The organism is Simkania negevensis Z (assembly GCF_000237205.1).
In the GTDB taxonomy this organism is placed as follows: Bacteria; Chlamydiota; Chlamydiia; order Chlamydiales; family Simkaniaceae; genus Simkania; species Simkania negevensis.
The window spans coordinates 2,204,070-2,219,733 of record NC_015713.1 but is presented as its reverse complement, the minus strand read 5'-3'; the positions used below and the strand labels follow the sequence as shown (position 1 = coordinate 2,219,733).

At 41.6% G+C, this 15,664-nt stretch carries 22 protein-coding genes; all 22 read left to right on the top strand.

The features are described from left to right. Nucleotides 1–45 precede the first annotated feature (45 nt). The 22 genes from SNE_RS12480 to rpsC all read left to right on the top strand — a co-directional run bounded on the left by SNE_RS12480 (nt 46) and on the right by rpsC (nt 15,654). A complete protein-coding gene (locus SNE_RS12480; RefSeq protein ID WP_053225359.1) occupies nt 46–474 on the top strand; it encodes a DoxX family protein in 429 nt (142 codons plus the stop codon). Beyond that, a complete protein-coding gene (lnt, locus tag SNE_RS10870; RefSeq protein ID WP_013944485.1) occupies nt 468–2,102 on the top strand; it encodes an apolipoprotein N-acyltransferase in 1,635 nt (544 codons plus the stop codon). Before SNE_RS12480 ends, lnt begins: the two co-directional genes overlap by 7 nt. 80 nt (nt 2,103–2,182) lie before the next feature. Further along, nucleotides 2,183–3,061, top strand: coding sequence for a UDP-3-O-acyl-N-acetylglucosamine deacetylase (gene lpxC / locus SNE_RS10865; protein WP_013944484.1), 879 nt, complete (start codon nt 2,183–2,185; stop codon nt 3,059–3,061). Beyond that, nucleotides 3,062–3,529: a 3-hydroxyacyl-ACP dehydratase FabZ gene (gene fabZ / locus SNE_RS10860; protein WP_013944483.1), complete on the top strand. Its 468-nt coding sequence runs from the start codon at nt 3,062–3,064 to the stop codon at nt 3,527–3,529. Between the two features lie 59 nt (nt 3,530–3,588). Next, nucleotides 3,589–4,425, top strand: a complete 837-nt coding sequence (lpxA, locus tag SNE_RS10855; protein WP_013944482.1) for an acyl-ACP--UDP-N-acetylglucosamine O-acyltransferase — start codon at nt 3,589–3,591, stop codon at nt 4,423–4,425. Next, nucleotides 4,422–5,363 carry a methionyl-tRNA formyltransferase gene (fmt, locus tag SNE_RS10850; RefSeq protein WP_013944481.1) on the top strand — a complete coding sequence of 314 codons (942 nt, stop codon included), beginning with the start codon at nt 4,422–4,424 and terminating at the stop codon, nt 5,361–5,363. Before lpxA ends, fmt begins: the two co-directional genes overlap by 4 nt. A 66-nt stretch (nt 5,364–5,429) precedes the next feature. Next, entirely contained in the window at nt 5,430–5,873 is a 444-nt protein-coding gene (locus tag SNE_RS10845) for a hypothetical protein (protein WP_013944480.1), read from the top strand. Nucleotides 5,874–6,157: 284 nt separating this feature from the next. Next, nucleotides 6,158–6,970 (top strand): hypothetical protein, encoded by an 813-nt coding sequence (locus tag SNE_RS10840; RefSeq protein ID WP_013944479.1) that lies wholly within the window; start codon nt 6,158–6,160, stop codon nt 6,968–6,970. 15 nt (nt 6,971–6,985) lie between these two features. Beyond that, nucleotides 6,986–7,705: a hypothetical protein gene (locus SNE_RS10835; protein WP_013944478.1), complete on the top strand. Its 720-nt coding sequence runs from the start codon at nt 6,986–6,988 to the stop codon at nt 7,703–7,705. Between the two features lie 106 nt (nt 7,706–7,811). Further along, on the top strand, nt 7,812–8,627 hold the full coding sequence (locus tag SNE_RS10830; protein ID WP_013944477.1) for a hypothetical protein: 816 nt from the start codon (nt 7,812–7,814) through the stop codon (nt 8,625–8,627). After that, nucleotides 8,624–9,334, top strand: coding sequence for a hypothetical protein (locus SNE_RS10825; protein ID WP_013944476.1), 711 nt, complete (start codon nt 8,624–8,626; stop codon nt 9,332–9,334). Before SNE_RS10830 ends, SNE_RS10825 begins: the two co-directional genes overlap by 4 nt. A gap of 8 nt (nt 9,335–9,342) precedes the next feature. Next, nucleotides 9,343–10,116: a hypothetical protein gene (locus tag SNE_RS10820; RefSeq protein WP_013944475.1), complete on the top strand. Its 774-nt coding sequence runs from the start codon at nt 9,343–9,345 to the stop codon at nt 10,114–10,116. Beyond that, complete coding sequence (locus SNE_RS10815) at nt 10,116–10,796, top strand: hypothetical protein (protein WP_013944474.1); 681 nt, start codon at nt 10,116–10,118, stop codon at nt 10,794–10,796. The genes SNE_RS10820 and SNE_RS10815 overlap by 1 nt, the downstream gene beginning before the upstream one ends. A gap of 4 nt (nt 10,797–10,800) precedes the next feature. Next, nucleotides 10,801–11,481 carry a hypothetical protein gene (locus SNE_RS10810; RefSeq protein ID WP_013944473.1) on the top strand — a complete coding sequence of 227 codons (681 nt, stop codon included), beginning with the start codon at nt 10,801–10,803 and terminating at the stop codon, nt 11,479–11,481. Then, nucleotides 11,474–11,635 (top strand): hypothetical protein, encoded by a 162-nt coding sequence (locus SNE_RS13250; protein WP_013944472.1) that lies wholly within the window; start codon nt 11,474–11,476, stop codon nt 11,633–11,635. Before SNE_RS10810 ends, SNE_RS13250 begins: the two co-directional genes overlap by 8 nt. Before the next feature lie 230 nt (nt 11,636–11,865). Next, nucleotides 11,866–12,513, top strand: coding sequence for a 50S ribosomal protein L3 (rplC, locus tag SNE_RS10805; protein ID WP_013944471.1), 648 nt, complete (start codon nt 11,866–11,868; stop codon nt 12,511–12,513). A gap of 13 nt (nt 12,514–12,526) precedes the next feature. Continuing rightward, the gene (gene rplD, locus SNE_RS10800) at nt 12,527–13,183 is read left to right on the top strand and encodes a 50S ribosomal protein L4 (protein ID WP_053225358.1); all 657 of its coding nucleotides are present in this window, start codon (nt 12,527–12,529) and stop codon (nt 13,181–13,183) included. Further along, entirely contained in the window at nt 13,183–13,521 is a 339-nt protein-coding gene (gene rplW / locus SNE_RS10795; RefSeq protein ID WP_013944469.1) for a 50S ribosomal protein L23, read from the top strand. The genes rplD and rplW overlap by 1 nt, the downstream gene beginning before the upstream one ends. A gap of 19 nt (nt 13,522–13,540) precedes the next feature. Then, on the top strand, nt 13,541–14,383 hold the full coding sequence (gene rplB / locus SNE_RS10790) for a 50S ribosomal protein L2 (RefSeq protein WP_013944468.1): 843 nt from the start codon (nt 13,541–13,543) through the stop codon (nt 14,381–14,383). A gap of 8 nt (nt 14,384–14,391) precedes the next feature. Further along, nucleotides 14,392–14,655, top strand: a complete 264-nt coding sequence (gene rpsS, locus SNE_RS10785; protein WP_013944467.1) for a 30S ribosomal protein S19 — start codon at nt 14,392–14,394, stop codon at nt 14,653–14,655. A 17-nt stretch (nt 14,656–14,672) separates the two neighbouring features. Continuing rightward, entirely contained in the window at nt 14,673–15,002 is a 330-nt protein-coding gene (rplV, locus tag SNE_RS10780) for a 50S ribosomal protein L22 (RefSeq protein WP_013944466.1), read from the top strand. 22 nt (nt 15,003–15,024) lie between these two features. Beyond that, nucleotides 15,025–15,654 (top strand): 30S ribosomal protein S3, encoded by a 630-nt coding sequence (rpsC, locus tag SNE_RS10775; protein WP_013944465.1) that lies wholly within the window; start codon nt 15,025–15,027, stop codon nt 15,652–15,654. The last annotated feature ends 10 nt before the right edge of the window (nt 15,655–15,664 follow it).

Sequence of the window (15,664 nt, the reverse complement as noted above, 5' to 3'; positions counted from 1 at the left end):
TGCCTTTCACATTTCCTACATGGTAAACTGCGATTCATGTCGAAAATGAGAAAAATTATTTTTTTTATCGGGCGTCTTTGCCTTGGGTTGATCTTTTTGATTGCTGGAATCAAAAAGGTTCTTTACTGGCATGACACGAGAGAAGGCATTTTGATGAAGTTTAGTACACTTCGCATGTATTTTCCCGATGCGAGCATTTTCGATCACTTCATCCGTTTTGTCCCAGTGATGCTAGGCTTTGCGACATTTTTTGAATTGGCAGGTTCGATCCTTCTTATTTCGGGATTTTTCATGCGACTTGGAGCTTTTCTTCTCCTCATTTTTCTCATTCCCACCACTCTTGTTTATCATGATTTCTGGTTTCAAGTTGGAGATGCCAGAGCTTTGGAACTTACAATGTTTATGAAAAATCTCGCGCTTATAGGAAGTTTTATTCTCCTTTCAATTAGCCCTCGGTTTAAAAAATCATGCTAAAGAAGAATTTCTTTTTCCTTCTCAGCTTTATCATTGTTGCTTGGGGACAGCCCGATGTAAGCCCCATCCTTTCCCTCTTAGCGAGCAGCTGCGGCTTTGCCTTTTTTTGGTTGATTTTACTCACCTTCCCAAGTAAGAAGCATCGATTTATCCTCAGTACTCTTTGGTTTACTGCCGTGCAAGCCGTGCAGCTTTCGTGGCTTGCCACCCCTCAATTTCAGGGAACGTATATCTTTTTTGTGTATGGTGGGCTGATTTTACTCTTAGGCATGCAGTTTGGTCTGTTTTCTCTCTTTTTCCCAAAAACGACCCCTTTGAAAGCAAAACAGCTTCTAGCTCTTGCAGCCATTTGGACTTTAATTGAGTGGGGGCGCCTCTTTATCTTATGTGGATTTGCATGGAACCCCATTGGCCTTTCCATGACAGCCTTTCCAGTCTCGTCTCAACTTGCCTCTGTTTGGGGAATTTTTGGCCTTTCTTTTTGGACAGCTCTTGTCAATCTTCTGGTGTTGCAAGCTATGATAAGTTGGAATGTGAAGCGAGGCGCCATTGCTGCAGGGTGTTTCCTATTTCCATTCTTATTTGGTTTTTTGCATATGCTGTACCATGACTCAAAAGAGTGGAATGAAAAAACTCATGTAGCCTTGATTCAGACATCTTTGCTTCCAAATGAGAAATCTTTTTTTTACCATCAAGGTCATGTTTATGTCCCTCCATATCAACAATGGGAAGCCATCCTAAGTTATTTGGAGGAAAAAGGAGCGCTTGAGGTCGATCTCATTGCAATGCCTGAATATACTGTGCCCTTTTCTGCAAATAGAAAAGTTTATGACTATGAAGATGTCAGATACGTTCTGGAAAGCGCCTGGGGGCCGCATGATTGGTCCTATCTTCTGAACTCCCGTCTAGCAGAAAAACACGAAGGAAATGGAAAAGTCCGTTGGTATGTGAGCAATCTTTTTTGGGCACAAGCTCTCGCAGACCACTATGAAGCAGAGGTCGTGATTGGTCTCGATGACTCCGATGAAGAAAAAGGAGAGAGTTATAACGCAGCTTTCCACTTATTACCTCATAAAACCACAATCAATAGATATGAAAAACGGGTTCTTCTCCCTCTTGCAGAGTATTTGCCATTTTCATTTTTAAAACCTCTTGTTGCTCGCTATGGCATTACCGATTTTTTTACTCATGGAAAGGAATCAAAAGTCTTTGAAGGAGCCTACCCTCTCAATATTTCGATTTGTTATGAAGAGTGTTTTAGTCACCTCATTCGTCAAGGAAAATTAGGAGGGGCTAAGCTTTTTATTAATGTCACCAATGACGCATGGTACCCTTCATCCCGACTGCATTTGAGTCACTTCAGCCACGGAAAATTGCGGGCAATTGAAAATGGGGTACCCTTGGTGCGAGCATGTAATACCGGAGTCACAGCAGCAGTGGATAGCTTAGGACGGACAGTCGGACAATTGGGGACGGAGAACCTCGAAGTACAAAGAGGAGCTTTGATTACGGAACTCCATCTCTATACCTATCCGACCCTCTACACCTATTTTGGAGACTATCTTATTGTCGCTCTTTCTTTCATCCTTATCTTATGGGCGTATATCGATCATCGAAAATCGACTTGATGAAAAACGTCTGTCCCTATAATCTTGGGAGAAGTAAACAGTCCAACTTCAATAACATCTGATTATTTGACCGAGGCCCTATGTCACTTCCTGATGAAATGTCTTCTTCTCGTAAGCATCAACGTTCGCTGAAAAAACCTGTTTCCATGGGTGGAATCGGTCTTTTTACAGGGGCGAAGACAGAGCTTACTTTACGTCCTGCTCCAGAAGGGACGGGGATATTATTCCAAAGAATGGATCTTCCAAATAAACCCATCCTTGCAGCTAACGTTGAGAATGTCTTAGAGACACCTCGCTGCACGATTTTAGGAAACAGCGAATTTCAAATTCAAACAGTCGAGCATATTCTCTCTACCTTGAAAGCTTTTGACCTAGATAATGTTATCATTGAGATCGATGGTCCAGAAGTTCCTAGCTGTGATGGAAGCGCCTTGGCTTTTGTTGACATGGTTCAAAAAGCTGGAGTTCTTTCACAAACTGCAACCAAAAAGGTATACCATTTACATGCACCTGTTTTCTGGTCCAAAGGAGATGTGCATCTAGTTGCACTCCCTGCAGATGAATTTCGCATTAGCTATACGCTCAACTACCCAAATAGCGAGCTGCTCAAATCTCAGTTTTACACTGTGCACGTGAACGAAGAAACGTATAAGCAAGAAATTGCACCAGCTCGAACATTTTCATTGTACGAAGAAGTCGTTCCACTCATAGAAAAGGGGAACATTAAAGGGGGACGCCTTGATAATGCCGTTATTATTAAAGGTGATTCAATCTTAAACCCTGAAGGTGTGCGGTATCGTGATGAAATGGTCCGGCATAAAATACTCGATTTAATCGGAGATTTATCTCTCGTCGGAGATTCCTTTCTTGCGCATATTATTGCTATCCGCTCAGGACATTTTTCAAACACTTCATTTGCCAAAGAATTGGTAAATAACTTTAAGATGGAGAATCGTTAGATGGTTGCTCAGTCCTCTGAACATCCAACCGTGTTTAATATCAAAGAAATTTCCAAGATATTACCGCATCGGTACCCATTCTTGCTTGTAGATCGCGTTATCCAACTTGATCTCGAGAATAATTACATCATTGGTTTGAAGTGTCTAACGATTAATGAGCAATTTTTCCAAGGGCACTTTCCAAATGCACCGATTATGCCAGGAGTTTTGATTTTAGAAGCTCTTGCACAAGTTGGTGGAATTTTAATTCATGAAAAAGGTTATAAAGATAAGACAGCTGTTTTACTCAATGTCAATCAAGCCAAGTTTCGCCGTCCTGTTCTTCCCGGAGATGTCCTTTATTTGCATGCACAAGGGATCCACTTTGGGTCGAGAGGTGGTAAAGTTCAAGCACGTGCGTTCGTGAATGATCAACTTGCAGCAGAAGCAGAAATTGGATTTGCACTTCGCGAAAAAGATCAGATTTAAACACATGACCAAAAAAGGCATAAATAGTACATTGAAATTAACATTAACCATGGAAATGCATGTCTAACATTCACCCTACAGCGATCATTGAACCCGGCGCAATCATTGGAAATAATGTCACAATCGAACCTTACGCGATTGTCAAAGGGAATGTGACAATTGGCAATAATGTAGTCATCAAATCGCATGCTTATATCGATGGGTTTACGACAATTGGCGACGGGACAGTCATTTACCCCAGCGCCAGTATCGGTACAAAAACGCAGGATCTCAAATTTCAGGGTGAAAAGACCTTTGTAACTATCGGAAAAAACTGTGAAATCCGTGAGTTCGTTACAATCAACTCTTCATGTCAAGAAGGAACTACCGTTTCAGTTGGCGATAACTGTCTGATCATGGCTTACTGCCATATCGCACATAACTGCGAAATTGGAAACCACGTTATCATGGCGAATGGCGCCATGCTTGCTGGACATGTGATAGTCGAAGACTTTGCCATTATTGGAGGTATGACCCCCATTCATCAATTTGTCCGCGTGGGAAGTTATGCTATGGTTGGAGGCTTAAGTCGCATTACAAACGACATTCCCCCCTTTACATTAGGGGCAGGAGTTCCCTACCGACTTGGTGGACTCAACCTTATTGGTCTCAAGCGTCACAACTTTCGGTATGAGATGAGAAAAGATCTCTCGCAAGCATTTAGACTGACGTATCGCTCCGGGTATCATCTAGATGAAGCCCTAGAGCAGATAGAGAAAAGCATCAATAAAAGTAAGCCAATTGAACATTGGCTTAATTTTTGTCGCACATCAAAACGAGGTCTCATTGGATTGCAAGGTGTCACTCACTCGAATGATGAAGAGATCGGTGAGTACCAAGATCTCTTAGAAGAATGAAAGTTGTCTTTTTTGGAACCCCTCCCTTTGCAGCAAACGTCTTAACGTATCTCATTGATCACAGCATTGAGGTGACAGCCATTGTTACCAAGCCCGATAAACCTCAAGGCCGCTCGGGCAAACCAGCGTTCTCAGCCGTTAAAGAAGTTGCTCTTAAAAAATATCCTTCGATCCCACTGTATCAACCTGAAGAAGCCTCTGATCCGGCCTTCGCTAAGCGGTTACGCTCCTACAATGCCGATCTCTTCATTGTTGTTGCCTACGGCGAAATCATGAAAGAAAATCTCCTTCGCATGCCACGTCTGCGCTGCATCAACGTCCATTCTTCTCTTCTCCCCAAGTACCGTGGCGCAGCCCCCATGCAATTTGCCCTCCTCAATGGGGATACGGAATCAGGGGTGACGATTATGGAGATGGCTCTTAAAATGGATGCGGGTGATATCATCTCGCAAAAAATTGTTCCCATTCCCGCTGACATGAACCTTGAGCAGCTCGAGTCAGCCCTTTGCCAAGCTGGCTGCGAAGCTCTTCTTGAAGTGATCGATGCTTTTGAAAAAGGAACGATTGTTAAGACTCCCCAAGATCACGGCCAAGCAACTTACGTCAAAAAGATTGATCCCTCTATGGCAGAAATGAACTGGACAGAAGCTGCAACTGTGTTGCACAATCGGATTCGTGCATTTAGTCCCAAGCCAGGAGCTTGGTGTATTGTTGAAATCAATGGGCAACCTAAAAGGCTCAAAATCCTCCGTAGCCGCGTCTCAAAAAATCACCAAGGTTTCCCAGGTGAAACCGTCCAATACGATAAAACAAATTGGGTCCTTGCCTGTGGATCTGATGCCTTAGAACTGCTTGAAGTTCAACTCGAAGGTAAGAAGCGGATGGCAATAGAAGATTTTTTACGTGGTTACCCTAATCCCCCTCAAATTCGAAAATAATTTTCATTCGTCTCTTTGTTAGCCATGGGTTATAATCCATGAATAAAATTTTATAAGGGCATTTCTATGGCCACTGAACTTCCCAAGGTCAAAGATTATTTACCAACAGAAATATACGAAAGCTTAGAGAAGCTTTATCTTTATCCAGATAATTTTGCTCCTAGAAATCTCCCTCAATTAAACGCACCTTATGGATTGTTGAAAAGCAATGGACAAGATTGGTCAGTTCGCTATTTTGGGGGGAATGAAACTTCTTTGAAAGCACATTTGCTCTTTCTTGTCGTTTACTCAAAAGATCACTTGATTGTCGAGGTCTATAATCCGCAAAAGGAAAGTTTGAGCTCCTATAGTACTACGCATCTTACGATGAAAGAATTTTTCAAAAAGGATGATTTAGGATTGCGCGAATTTAAAGATGTAGAGTTTCCAAAAGAACTTTGGAATCAGTTTGTGGCTGAGAGCACTCTGGAGTCTAAGTTGAAAAATATTTATTGCGAACCTAATGTTTGAGGCGAAGTAACTCCTTTAGGAACTAAGCCTACTTCTGCAAAAGTCAGTGATCCTAGAGTTCTTTTCATCCAAGTTGTTTTTCTCTTAGGAGCTGTTTTTCTAGTTTATAAGATATCCAGCTATATCTATGGATATTTTTAAAAGCCAAAGTTGGCATAAATTGAATTTAAAATTTATTTTTGATGTTTTTCTTTAGAGAGTAATGCCTTATTACTTTCTTTACATTAATAAGGGTGCAGCCTATAATTCTGCCGTTTTGTGCATAATTGTAGTGGGGTATCAAAATGGCAGATAAAGTGACGCCTGTACCGCTTTTCACCTATCAGGCTTGTGAAAACTTTTTTAAAAATCGAAAAGATGATGATTTCGAACGGATTCCTTTGCTTGCCTTGGGATGCATCTTTCTCCTTGCCAGTAAGTTGGAAAGCTTTAGTGGATTTGAATGGGGAAGCGTTGTCGACTTTGGAAAGCTTGGTGGCAAAATGTCCAATTTAACTGATTACTGGGAAATTGTTGACACAGTCAAGAGTGCTGGAAAGGCAACGGCTGCTCTCTGGCCTGTCTTTTCAAAGTTGGATTTAACAACGAATGAAGGACGCTTACAGGCATTTGAAGCAGCGAAAGACATTTCTCTTTTTGCGGCGAAAACAATCTCAAATTTTGTCAATTTCGTTGAAATGATGGTTGACATTGGAGGACTCAAAGGCCTGAATATTCATAAATGGAAGTTCTTCGGGTCTGGTCTTGGAGCGCTTGCTTACGGAAAACTTCTGTATACTAATCTCTCGACAGAGTTGAAAGATCCTGAAGATCTTAAAGACGTCAAAAAAGCAGCACAAGACATGTATAAAGCGCAACATGCGTGGAAAGAGTTTTATGGCACGATGATTACAGCGTCTATTTTAGCAATGAAAGTCATCGGGTTCTGCGCTGCGGCTCATGCACTTTATGGGACAGCAAATGTGGTCAAATTTATTGCTGATCGTAAAGGAGATCTTCTCTTAACGTCGTTTGCGACATTTATAGGTGGTGTTCTTGGAACCCATTTTTATGGAGAGCAAATGCGAGCATTCAAAGTTGAAAACAAAGCAACATAAAGGGAAGAGTGAAAAATGACAAAAGTAGAAAAAAGTTTTTATGATTTCTTCTCCGACCAAGTTATCGGTGGACGTTCTGCGATCCGCTTACTTAACTCAGCTTGTGGGTGGGCTAACGAGATTACAGGTAAAACCCATTTTGCATTTCTAGGTTGTGAACTTGATACAGCTGCGATTAGTAAGAATTGGCTTAAACCTCTCGATAACCAGATTTATATTGTTAAGGGAATAGCAGCAGCGTTTGCACTTCCAGATAAATGTTGGACACGTTTGGATAGAAATGATGTCGGTTCTGTTTTAAAAGCCACCCAACATCTTCTTAAAACGATTGGGGATTCATCTGCAGGGCTTCGTTGCTTAGCAGCATTTGGTTTTGTGTTTCTTAGCCCTTACATGAAGTTTCTTAGCTTAATGAAAAATGGCTTTGCCGTGGGAGCAGGTGTACTTGAAATTGCATGTCGTATTCACGATATCTATAAGCTATCGAGTAAACCTTGCGCAACAAATGCTGAAGAGCGTGACAAAGCGTTGCAGTGGCTAGCAAGTGTTGCCATGATTGTAACTCAAATTTTCTCAATTCAGCTTAATTTCTTTGGTGGATGTGCTGTTGCGTTCAATGATGTTATTGATGCTGATAATCAGATACCAGAAGCAGTCTTCAATTTCTGGGGTACATGTGCTTCACTCTCAGCACTTGGATATTCTGCGATCGAATATATTCGTACACCTTCATAATGTTAGTTACCCCTCTCTCATTAAGAGAGGGGTTTATCTATTTTACATTAATTAAATATGCCGTTATAATCTTTTTCCCATTAAAGCGGGAGATAAAGAGGTTTCTATGATAGACGGCGTCTCTCCAATTTCAGTCATTGATGCCCTGGTTAAAGGGTCAGATAAAGCGAAAATAATAGCTGGAAATTATAAAGACTTAGACGGGGACTACGAGCGTTTGCCCCTGCTCATTCTAGGATGTTTTTGTCTCCTTGCGGGAAAGTTTCAAAATGGAATCCATCTTGGGGAACGCATTATTAATTTTTGGCAACTTGGAGATACCATCTCATCACTTTGCGACTACTGGGATATCGTAGAACTTGCTCAAAGTAGCAGTCGCATGGTCTCTTGTGGATGGCCACTCTTTACAGTGCTCGATCTCACTTCAAAGGGTGGGCAATCTGAGGCCTTTAATATTGCCAAAAAGACTGCTCCTTACGCCTGTAAGACCTTCTCAAGTCTGGTCAATCTTTTTGAAACTCTTGTAGACTTTGGAGCTTTAAAAGGAATGAACATCCACAAATGGAAGATTGCGGGATCCTTAGCAGGAGGCATTGGGTTTTCTCACACACTGTATACCGAGTGGAATGAAGATAGGAGTGGAGTTGGTTTGGAAATCGAAGAATCTAAAAGAGAATCCTACCGCGAGCAGTATGCCAAGCAAAAAATGTGTGATCATACAATCACTATCTGCATCTTAGTCGCAAAAATCATAGGATTTTTTTCTGCTATTTATGCTTTAAACGGAGCGGGGCGCATAATGCAATTTATTGCTGCTCATAAAAAAGATTTACTTTTCGGAGCGTATGTGACTTTTACAGCTGCAGCCATTGCTTCGACTTATTATGGTTTGCAATTGGATCAATTAAAGGAGGAAGCATGACAAATCTCTTAGCAATCGACATCAAAGGACCCGTCAATTTTGCGTGCTCTGTCGCAATAGGAAGTCGTCAAGTTTTGCGTTTACTAAACGGCGCATGTCTTTGGTTTCAAGAAATTGCGCAAAAAACCTCCTTTACTGCTTTGGGATATGAGCTCGATGTTAAGGCATTAAGCACAAATCTACTGAAGCCTCTCGATAATCAAATTTACATCATTAAAGCTCTTGGTGAAGTTCTCGATTTTCCAGAAAAATGTCTGGCTCGGGTCTTCACGATTGAAGGGATAAGGCATGCCATAAAAACAGCCTCGGACTCATTTGCTAGCATGCGTTGTCTTGCAATGTTTGGGGTCATTGTATTAACTCCTTATATTCGAGGATTGGGGTTAGCAAAAAACTTCTTAGGGGCAACAGCCGCCCTGCTTGATATCATCATACGTGTCAGGGACCTTGTGAAGCTTGTCTACCGTCCAATTAAATCTGAGGATGAATTGAAAAAAGCCCGTTTCGAATGGCTAGGACATATGCTCATGCTTGTTGCTTATGTTTGTACCATTCAACTTAACTTTTTTGGGGGGTGCAAAACCCTCTTTAAAGATGTGATTGAACCAAAAAAACACATGCCTGGGCTGCTGTTTAACATCTGGGGAACAGGGGCTTCTGCATGCATTCTTGGAAACATAGCTGTCGAATACTTCTCACCTAAGTAGAGCTCAATATGTCGTTGCCCGCTGTAAACTATCCTTCATTTTCAGTCCAGTTTTGGTGGGAAGGCACGTTGAGATACATTGATCCACGAGAAAAAGACTATCAACGCTGTTTTCTTCTTTATCTCTCCTGCATCAGCTCATTAAGTCATGAATTTGAACGCAAATTTTCCTATGAATGGTCTTCTTATGTCCACTTCAATACATTAAGTAAAGCTCTGATCTCTGCGAGTAACTACTGGCGGGTTTATGATTGTGTAAGTGCGGTTAAAATTGCCGTTGAAAAGTTGATGGAAACGAAGTTTCAAGAAAGCTTGTTTAAGTGGATGGGGGCTTTTTCTTCAGTAACTCTGTTGCTAACTGAACTCTATAACCGAAAGGCTATTCAGTTTGAGTCTATTGACTCCCTCAAGTTTACCGGAGGAGTTTTAGGGGGAACGGTCTATTTTAGAAAAAGTGTCATGAATTGGATCGATTTAGGAAAACCGACTGAAAACCGTGAAAAAGTAAACATTGAAGCTCGGCAGTACTTATTCTCAGTCGAAAAATTCCGAGACATCATGGATATGATGACCTACATTTCTATTTTTGCCATAAAAATCATTGGTCTTACCATTTTGCTCTCAAAAAATTCTCAGCTCAGTGGAATACGCTATATCATAGAAAACCAATCGTGGTGTTTGTTAGGATGCTTTGCTTTTGCAACAGGGTGTTCTCTCGTTTCACATTTTTCCGAGGAATATCTTAACCGTTATATTGAACTAAACAAAAGGCTGCTCACGTGATGATCAATCATTTTTTGGGGAGCCGAGATGCTGTTCGTCTTGCAGAAACAAGCGTTGGTTGGTTGCGCGAATTTTTTGGCCAAAAGACGATCACGATCGTTCATGCGACACTTAAGCTTGAACAATTTGAAGTTTTTTTTGCAGATGTTGATCGTGCCATAAGCCTAGCTCTACCACTATCCCGTCTGGGATGGATACAAAAAAGATGCTCTCAACTCATCGAGGATGAGTCAGCCTATCGGATCACCACTCTCGTCATCGAAATTTTGCATTTTTTCAGTGAAACAGCTGCTGCTCTTGAATGCTTGGGGTGGATTGGTGTTGTCGTTTTATCTCCTTGTGTTGAAGGGCTTGCCTTTACAGCCTCAACATTTGCATGTCTTGCAAACCTCATAGATTTTTCGCAAAAGGTTTACGACAATTATTTAATTTATCATGCTCCTACCGAATATAAAGCTCTCCATTGGCACGAAGGTTTGGGTGAGCCCAGCCTCAAAGTTGAGTGGAGTAAAAATTTATGTGAGATGATTGCAGATCTTGCGCAGTTTTCGACAGATTTTTTTAAAGGACTAGCTTATTTCTATGGTCTAAGAAGTATGACTCCTACCCTACATCGATTCTGGAGAACGTCTGCAGCTGTTTCACATAGTATACGATCCTATTTAGATAGCAAAGGGTAAGGAGATGTATCTTCCTTTAGACTGTCCTCCTCTTCATACTGGAGTACTACTTCCTGAATTTTTTGATAAGACTTTCTTACCCGTTCACGTGATGCCCTCGCAAGATGAAGGTCCGGTCCCTCTATCGTACATTTTTGACCGATTAGCGGGAGCAATCAAACTTCCATTTCTTGTTTTGGAAGCAGAGCGCATCCAAGAAATGGTGCAAAGAAAAAATTTAAATCAGGAAGACTCTCCTTGGTTTTCGACCGTTTCAATTTGTAGCAATACCGTTGAATTTGTTTGTTGGTTGAGCGAGAGAGGCTACCTTGAAATTCCCTTACCCACGTTGTCTCGGTTAAGAAAAATTTATTATGTTGCCAAGATCATTCTTTACAATTATGCGGTCCTCATTGACAGTGAGCTCCTGTATCGGGCTCGAGGAGAAGAGAAAAAAGAAGAAAGGGCCTATATGAAGCTCCTGCTTATCTCACATATGCTTTATTTATCTTGTATGGTCTTGGGGATGGGAAGTTTGACCTTTGGAGCAAGCTGCTCGCGCAGTTTACTCCGCAAACTTCATTTTTCAAGCCTTCTCTTTGATATCGCTTCCAAATCGTATGAGTGGCGTTGGGGAGATACCAAACAAGAGCGCATTAAATCTTTAACATTACACAAGTCGAAGTCAAATCATACTTATGGATAATGTCGAAAAACTGACAGATCGCGAATGGATATTAATCGCTATTTTCATCGCCATTTTAGTCTCGTTTGTAAGTATTGCCTATCTTTCAGATAGGAAAGTGGACAAGGAAATCGAGCAATATCTTGACTCATCATCCAGTAAGCAAACATTTTAAGTGAGTAATTTAACACTGGAAAACTCGCCTGAATAAATTTTGATTGTACAAAATAGAGCGATTTGATAGCCTGTTCGCTTTAGCCAAAATAGGCGAGTCATTTAATCGAAACTCGAGATTTCGGTAAGGGCTCTTTTTCGCTCCAAATAAAATGGGCGAGTCAGATATGATCTAACACGATTTTCAAAATGCATCGATAGATCGATTGAACTGTATAAGGATTGGAAACTATGTCACTGAACTTACTCGGTAAGAAAAAAGGAATGACCCGGGTTTTTGATGAAAACGGAAATCTGATTGTGTGCACCGTCATTGAGGCGGAACCAAACGTTGTCGTCCAACTCAAGAATCAAGAAAAAGACGGTTACCAAGCAATTCAACTTGGTGGCATCAAAGTTCCCGATTCGAAAAAGAAAAACATTACAAAACCTCTCGTTGGCCATTTTGCAAAAGCAAAAGTCGAGCCAAGACGTCATCTTCTTGAATCTCACGTTGAAAACCTTGAAGAATTCGAAGTTGGGAAAGAGATTGGACTTGAGTACTTTTCAGACACAGAGTTTGTTGATGTTATCGGCACCTCTAAAGGAAAAGGATTTCAAGGGGTTATAAAAAGGCATGGTTTTGCCGGTGGACCCGCCGCTCACGGATCTGGTTTTCATAGAACTGCAGGTTCAACAGGGATGCGGAGTACACCAGGTCGTTGCCTGCCAGGAAGACGTATGGCAGGTCACATGGGATCTAAGCGTGTAGCATCAATGAATCTAAAGATTGTAAAAATCGATGCTGAAAAACACGTGCTACTCGTTAAAGGGGCTGTTCCAGGATCGCGGAATAGCCTTGTTTATATTAGGAAGTCAATCAAGAAAAAACATAAATGATAGGTAACAGGCAGTGGCGAAGCTAAAGACATATGACATGAAAGGAAAAGAAGTTGGAGCCGTCGATATAGACGATAAACTTCTAGACGTTTCAGCGAATTCGCAAATGATTAAAGATTACCTTGTAGCGCTAAGACACAATCGCCGTCAATGGAGCGCCAACACAAAAGGAAGATCTGAAATCAACCACTCGAATGCAAAACCTCACCCACAAAAAGGAACTGGCCGAGCCCGCCAAGGAACTATTAAAGCAGCGCAATACAGAGGCGGTGCAACTGTGTTTGGACCAAAGCCTAAGTTCGATCAACATGTTCGCATAAACCGCAAAGAGCGACGTTTAGCTATCCAATTCCTTCTTGCTGAAAAGATCAAAGAAGGTAATGTGCGTGTACTTAAACTTGAATTGCTTAAAGAAGCAAAAACGAAACAAGTTGCAGAGCTTTTAAAAGGGATTGGCATCGACGGTAAAAAGATTCTCTTCTTAAGCGGAGCTTCTGACAAAGAGAAAGAAAGTCGTGCACAACTTTACCTCAGCACACGTAACATTCCTAAAACAAGCTTTATGCCTGTTGAAGGGATTAGTGGATATGATGTGATTAACACTCAAGAATTGGTCGTCGTAGAATCCGCATTAGATCAATTGATGCAAGCATTAGGGAGTAGTAAATAATGAACAAACGAGGCCCCTACCGAGTTATCCGAAGTCGATATGTAACAGAGAAAACAACTGTTCTTGAACAGCTACAACATACTGCAAGTAACCGTAGCATCGCGCGCTGTGAAAGCCCAAAATTTGTTTTCATTGTCGACAAAGATGCAACCAAAGCAGAAATCGCTCACGCTGTTGAAACGATCTACGCTGAGAAAAAAATCAAAGTGAAGAAAGTGAATACGATTAACGTCAAACCCAAAAAACGTCGTGTAAGAGGGCGTTTAGGGTACCGTTCAGGTGTCAAAAAAGCCATCGTGACACTTGACAAAGGTGATACAATCGATGAAGGCGCGTAAGCTTAGGAGTTAAACTGGAATGGTAAAGAAATTTCGCCCCATAACACCCGGACAAAGAAAGACAGTACTGCCCAGCAATGGTGAACTCACTCGAATTGGAAAGACACACCAAACAGTGAAACCGACAAAGCAATTGCTTGTTGCGAAGAAGCGTACAAATGGTCGGAACCATCATGGACGGATCACATGCCGTCACCGTGGCGGAGGTCATAAGCGCTTTTACCGTCTTATCGATTTTAAAAGAGATAAAGATGGTATCGAAGCTAGAGTAGCGTCTGTTGAATATGATCCTAACAGAAGCGCTCACATCGCACTTCTCAACTATAGAGATGGTGAAAAACGGTACATTATTGCTCCAGAAGGGCTCAAGCAGGGAGATCTAGTTTTATCTGGTGAAAAAGCACCATTTAAAACAGGATGCTCAATGCCTCTTAAGAACATGCCTCTTGGATCCGTTGTTCACAATATTGAAATGTATCCTGGCAGAGGAGCGAAATTTGTCCGGTCGGCAGGTTTATCAGCTCAGTTGATGGCGCGAAGTGGTGGATATGCCACTCTTAAAATGCCTTCGGGTGAAGTCCGTATGGTGAAAGAAACATGCAGAGCGACATTCGGAGCTGTTTCGAACTCAGAGTGGACACTACGTGTAGAAGGTAAAGCAGGAAGAAACCGTTGGCGAGGATTTCGCCCAACAGTTCGTGGAACTGCAATGAATCCAGTTGATCACCCACATGGTGGTGGCGAAGGAAAACATAACGGATATATTCCACAAACTCCATGGGGAATGCAGACAAAAGGGTTTCGTACACGTTCTAAGAGAAAATCGAAGAAGTTAATCGTTAAAGATCGTCGGAAGAAATAGAGGAATTTATGGCAAGATCGCTAAGAAAAGGACCTTTTGTTGATCACCATCTATTGATGAAAGTGAAAAAGCAGAACGATGAAGGGTCAAAAAAAGCAATTAAAACTTGGTCGAGACGTTCGATGATCATACCTGATATGATTGGCCATACTTTCGAAGTCCACAACGGACGAAAGTTTATATCCGTCTTCGTATCAGAGAATATGGTTGGACACCGATTGGGGGAATTTTCACCCACTCGATTGTTCAAAGGACACCCAGTTAAGAAATAAGGTAGGCACTAGTCATGATGGAAGCACGCGCAAAAACGAAATACGTCAGAATTAGCCCAAGAAAGGCTAGACTAGCTGCAGACTTAATTCGTGGAATGAAAGTCGAAGAGGCCTTCACACAATTGATGTTTTCCAATTTAAAAGGAGGACGTCTCTTGCAAAAGACTTTAAATAGCGCTGTTGCAAATGCAGAAACACAATTTAGTGTGCAGCGTAGAGACTTAAGAATTAAAGAAATTAGAGTTGATGAAGGTCCTACAATGAAGCGGGCCAAATCGAAAAGTCGCGGTGGACGAGTGCCAATTATGAAGCGCATGAGTCATTTTACCGTTGTTGTAGGAACTTAAGCATAAATAGAGGCAATGAAGAATGGGACAAAAGACATCCCCAACTGGATTTAGACTTGTACTAAAGAAAAACTGGAAGTCCGTCTGGTTTGCAAACAAGCAAGAGTTTGGCTCTCTTCTCCAAGAAGATTTGGTGATTCGCAACTTCCTCATCAAGAAGCCATGTTGTGTTGGAACATCACAAATAAAAATTAAACGCATGAGTGAAAAGATTGAAGTGACTCTCCATACTGCAAGACCTGGTCTTGTGATTGGGAAAAAGGGAGCTGAAATCGAAGTCATGAAACAAGAGCTTAAAAAGCTCACCGGAAAAGACATTTGGATCGAAGTTGCTGAGATCAAGAGACCAGATTTAGATGCAAAGCTCGTTGCAGACGCGATTGCAAAACAACTTGAAAGACGCGTTGCTTTCCGTCGAGTCATGAAAAAAGCGATACAAGCATCTATGGATGCAGGAGCTGCTGGAATTAAAGTCGCAGTTTCTGGCCGTATTGGAGGAGCAGAAATTGCTCGCACAGAGTGGTACAAAGAAGGAAGAATTCCTCTCCATACTCTCCGTGCAAATATTGAATATGCAACTGGAAGAGCCGAGACTACATATGGGTCAATTGGCGTCAAAGTTTGGATTAATAAAGGCGATCAAAACAACTAAGAAGTGAGAA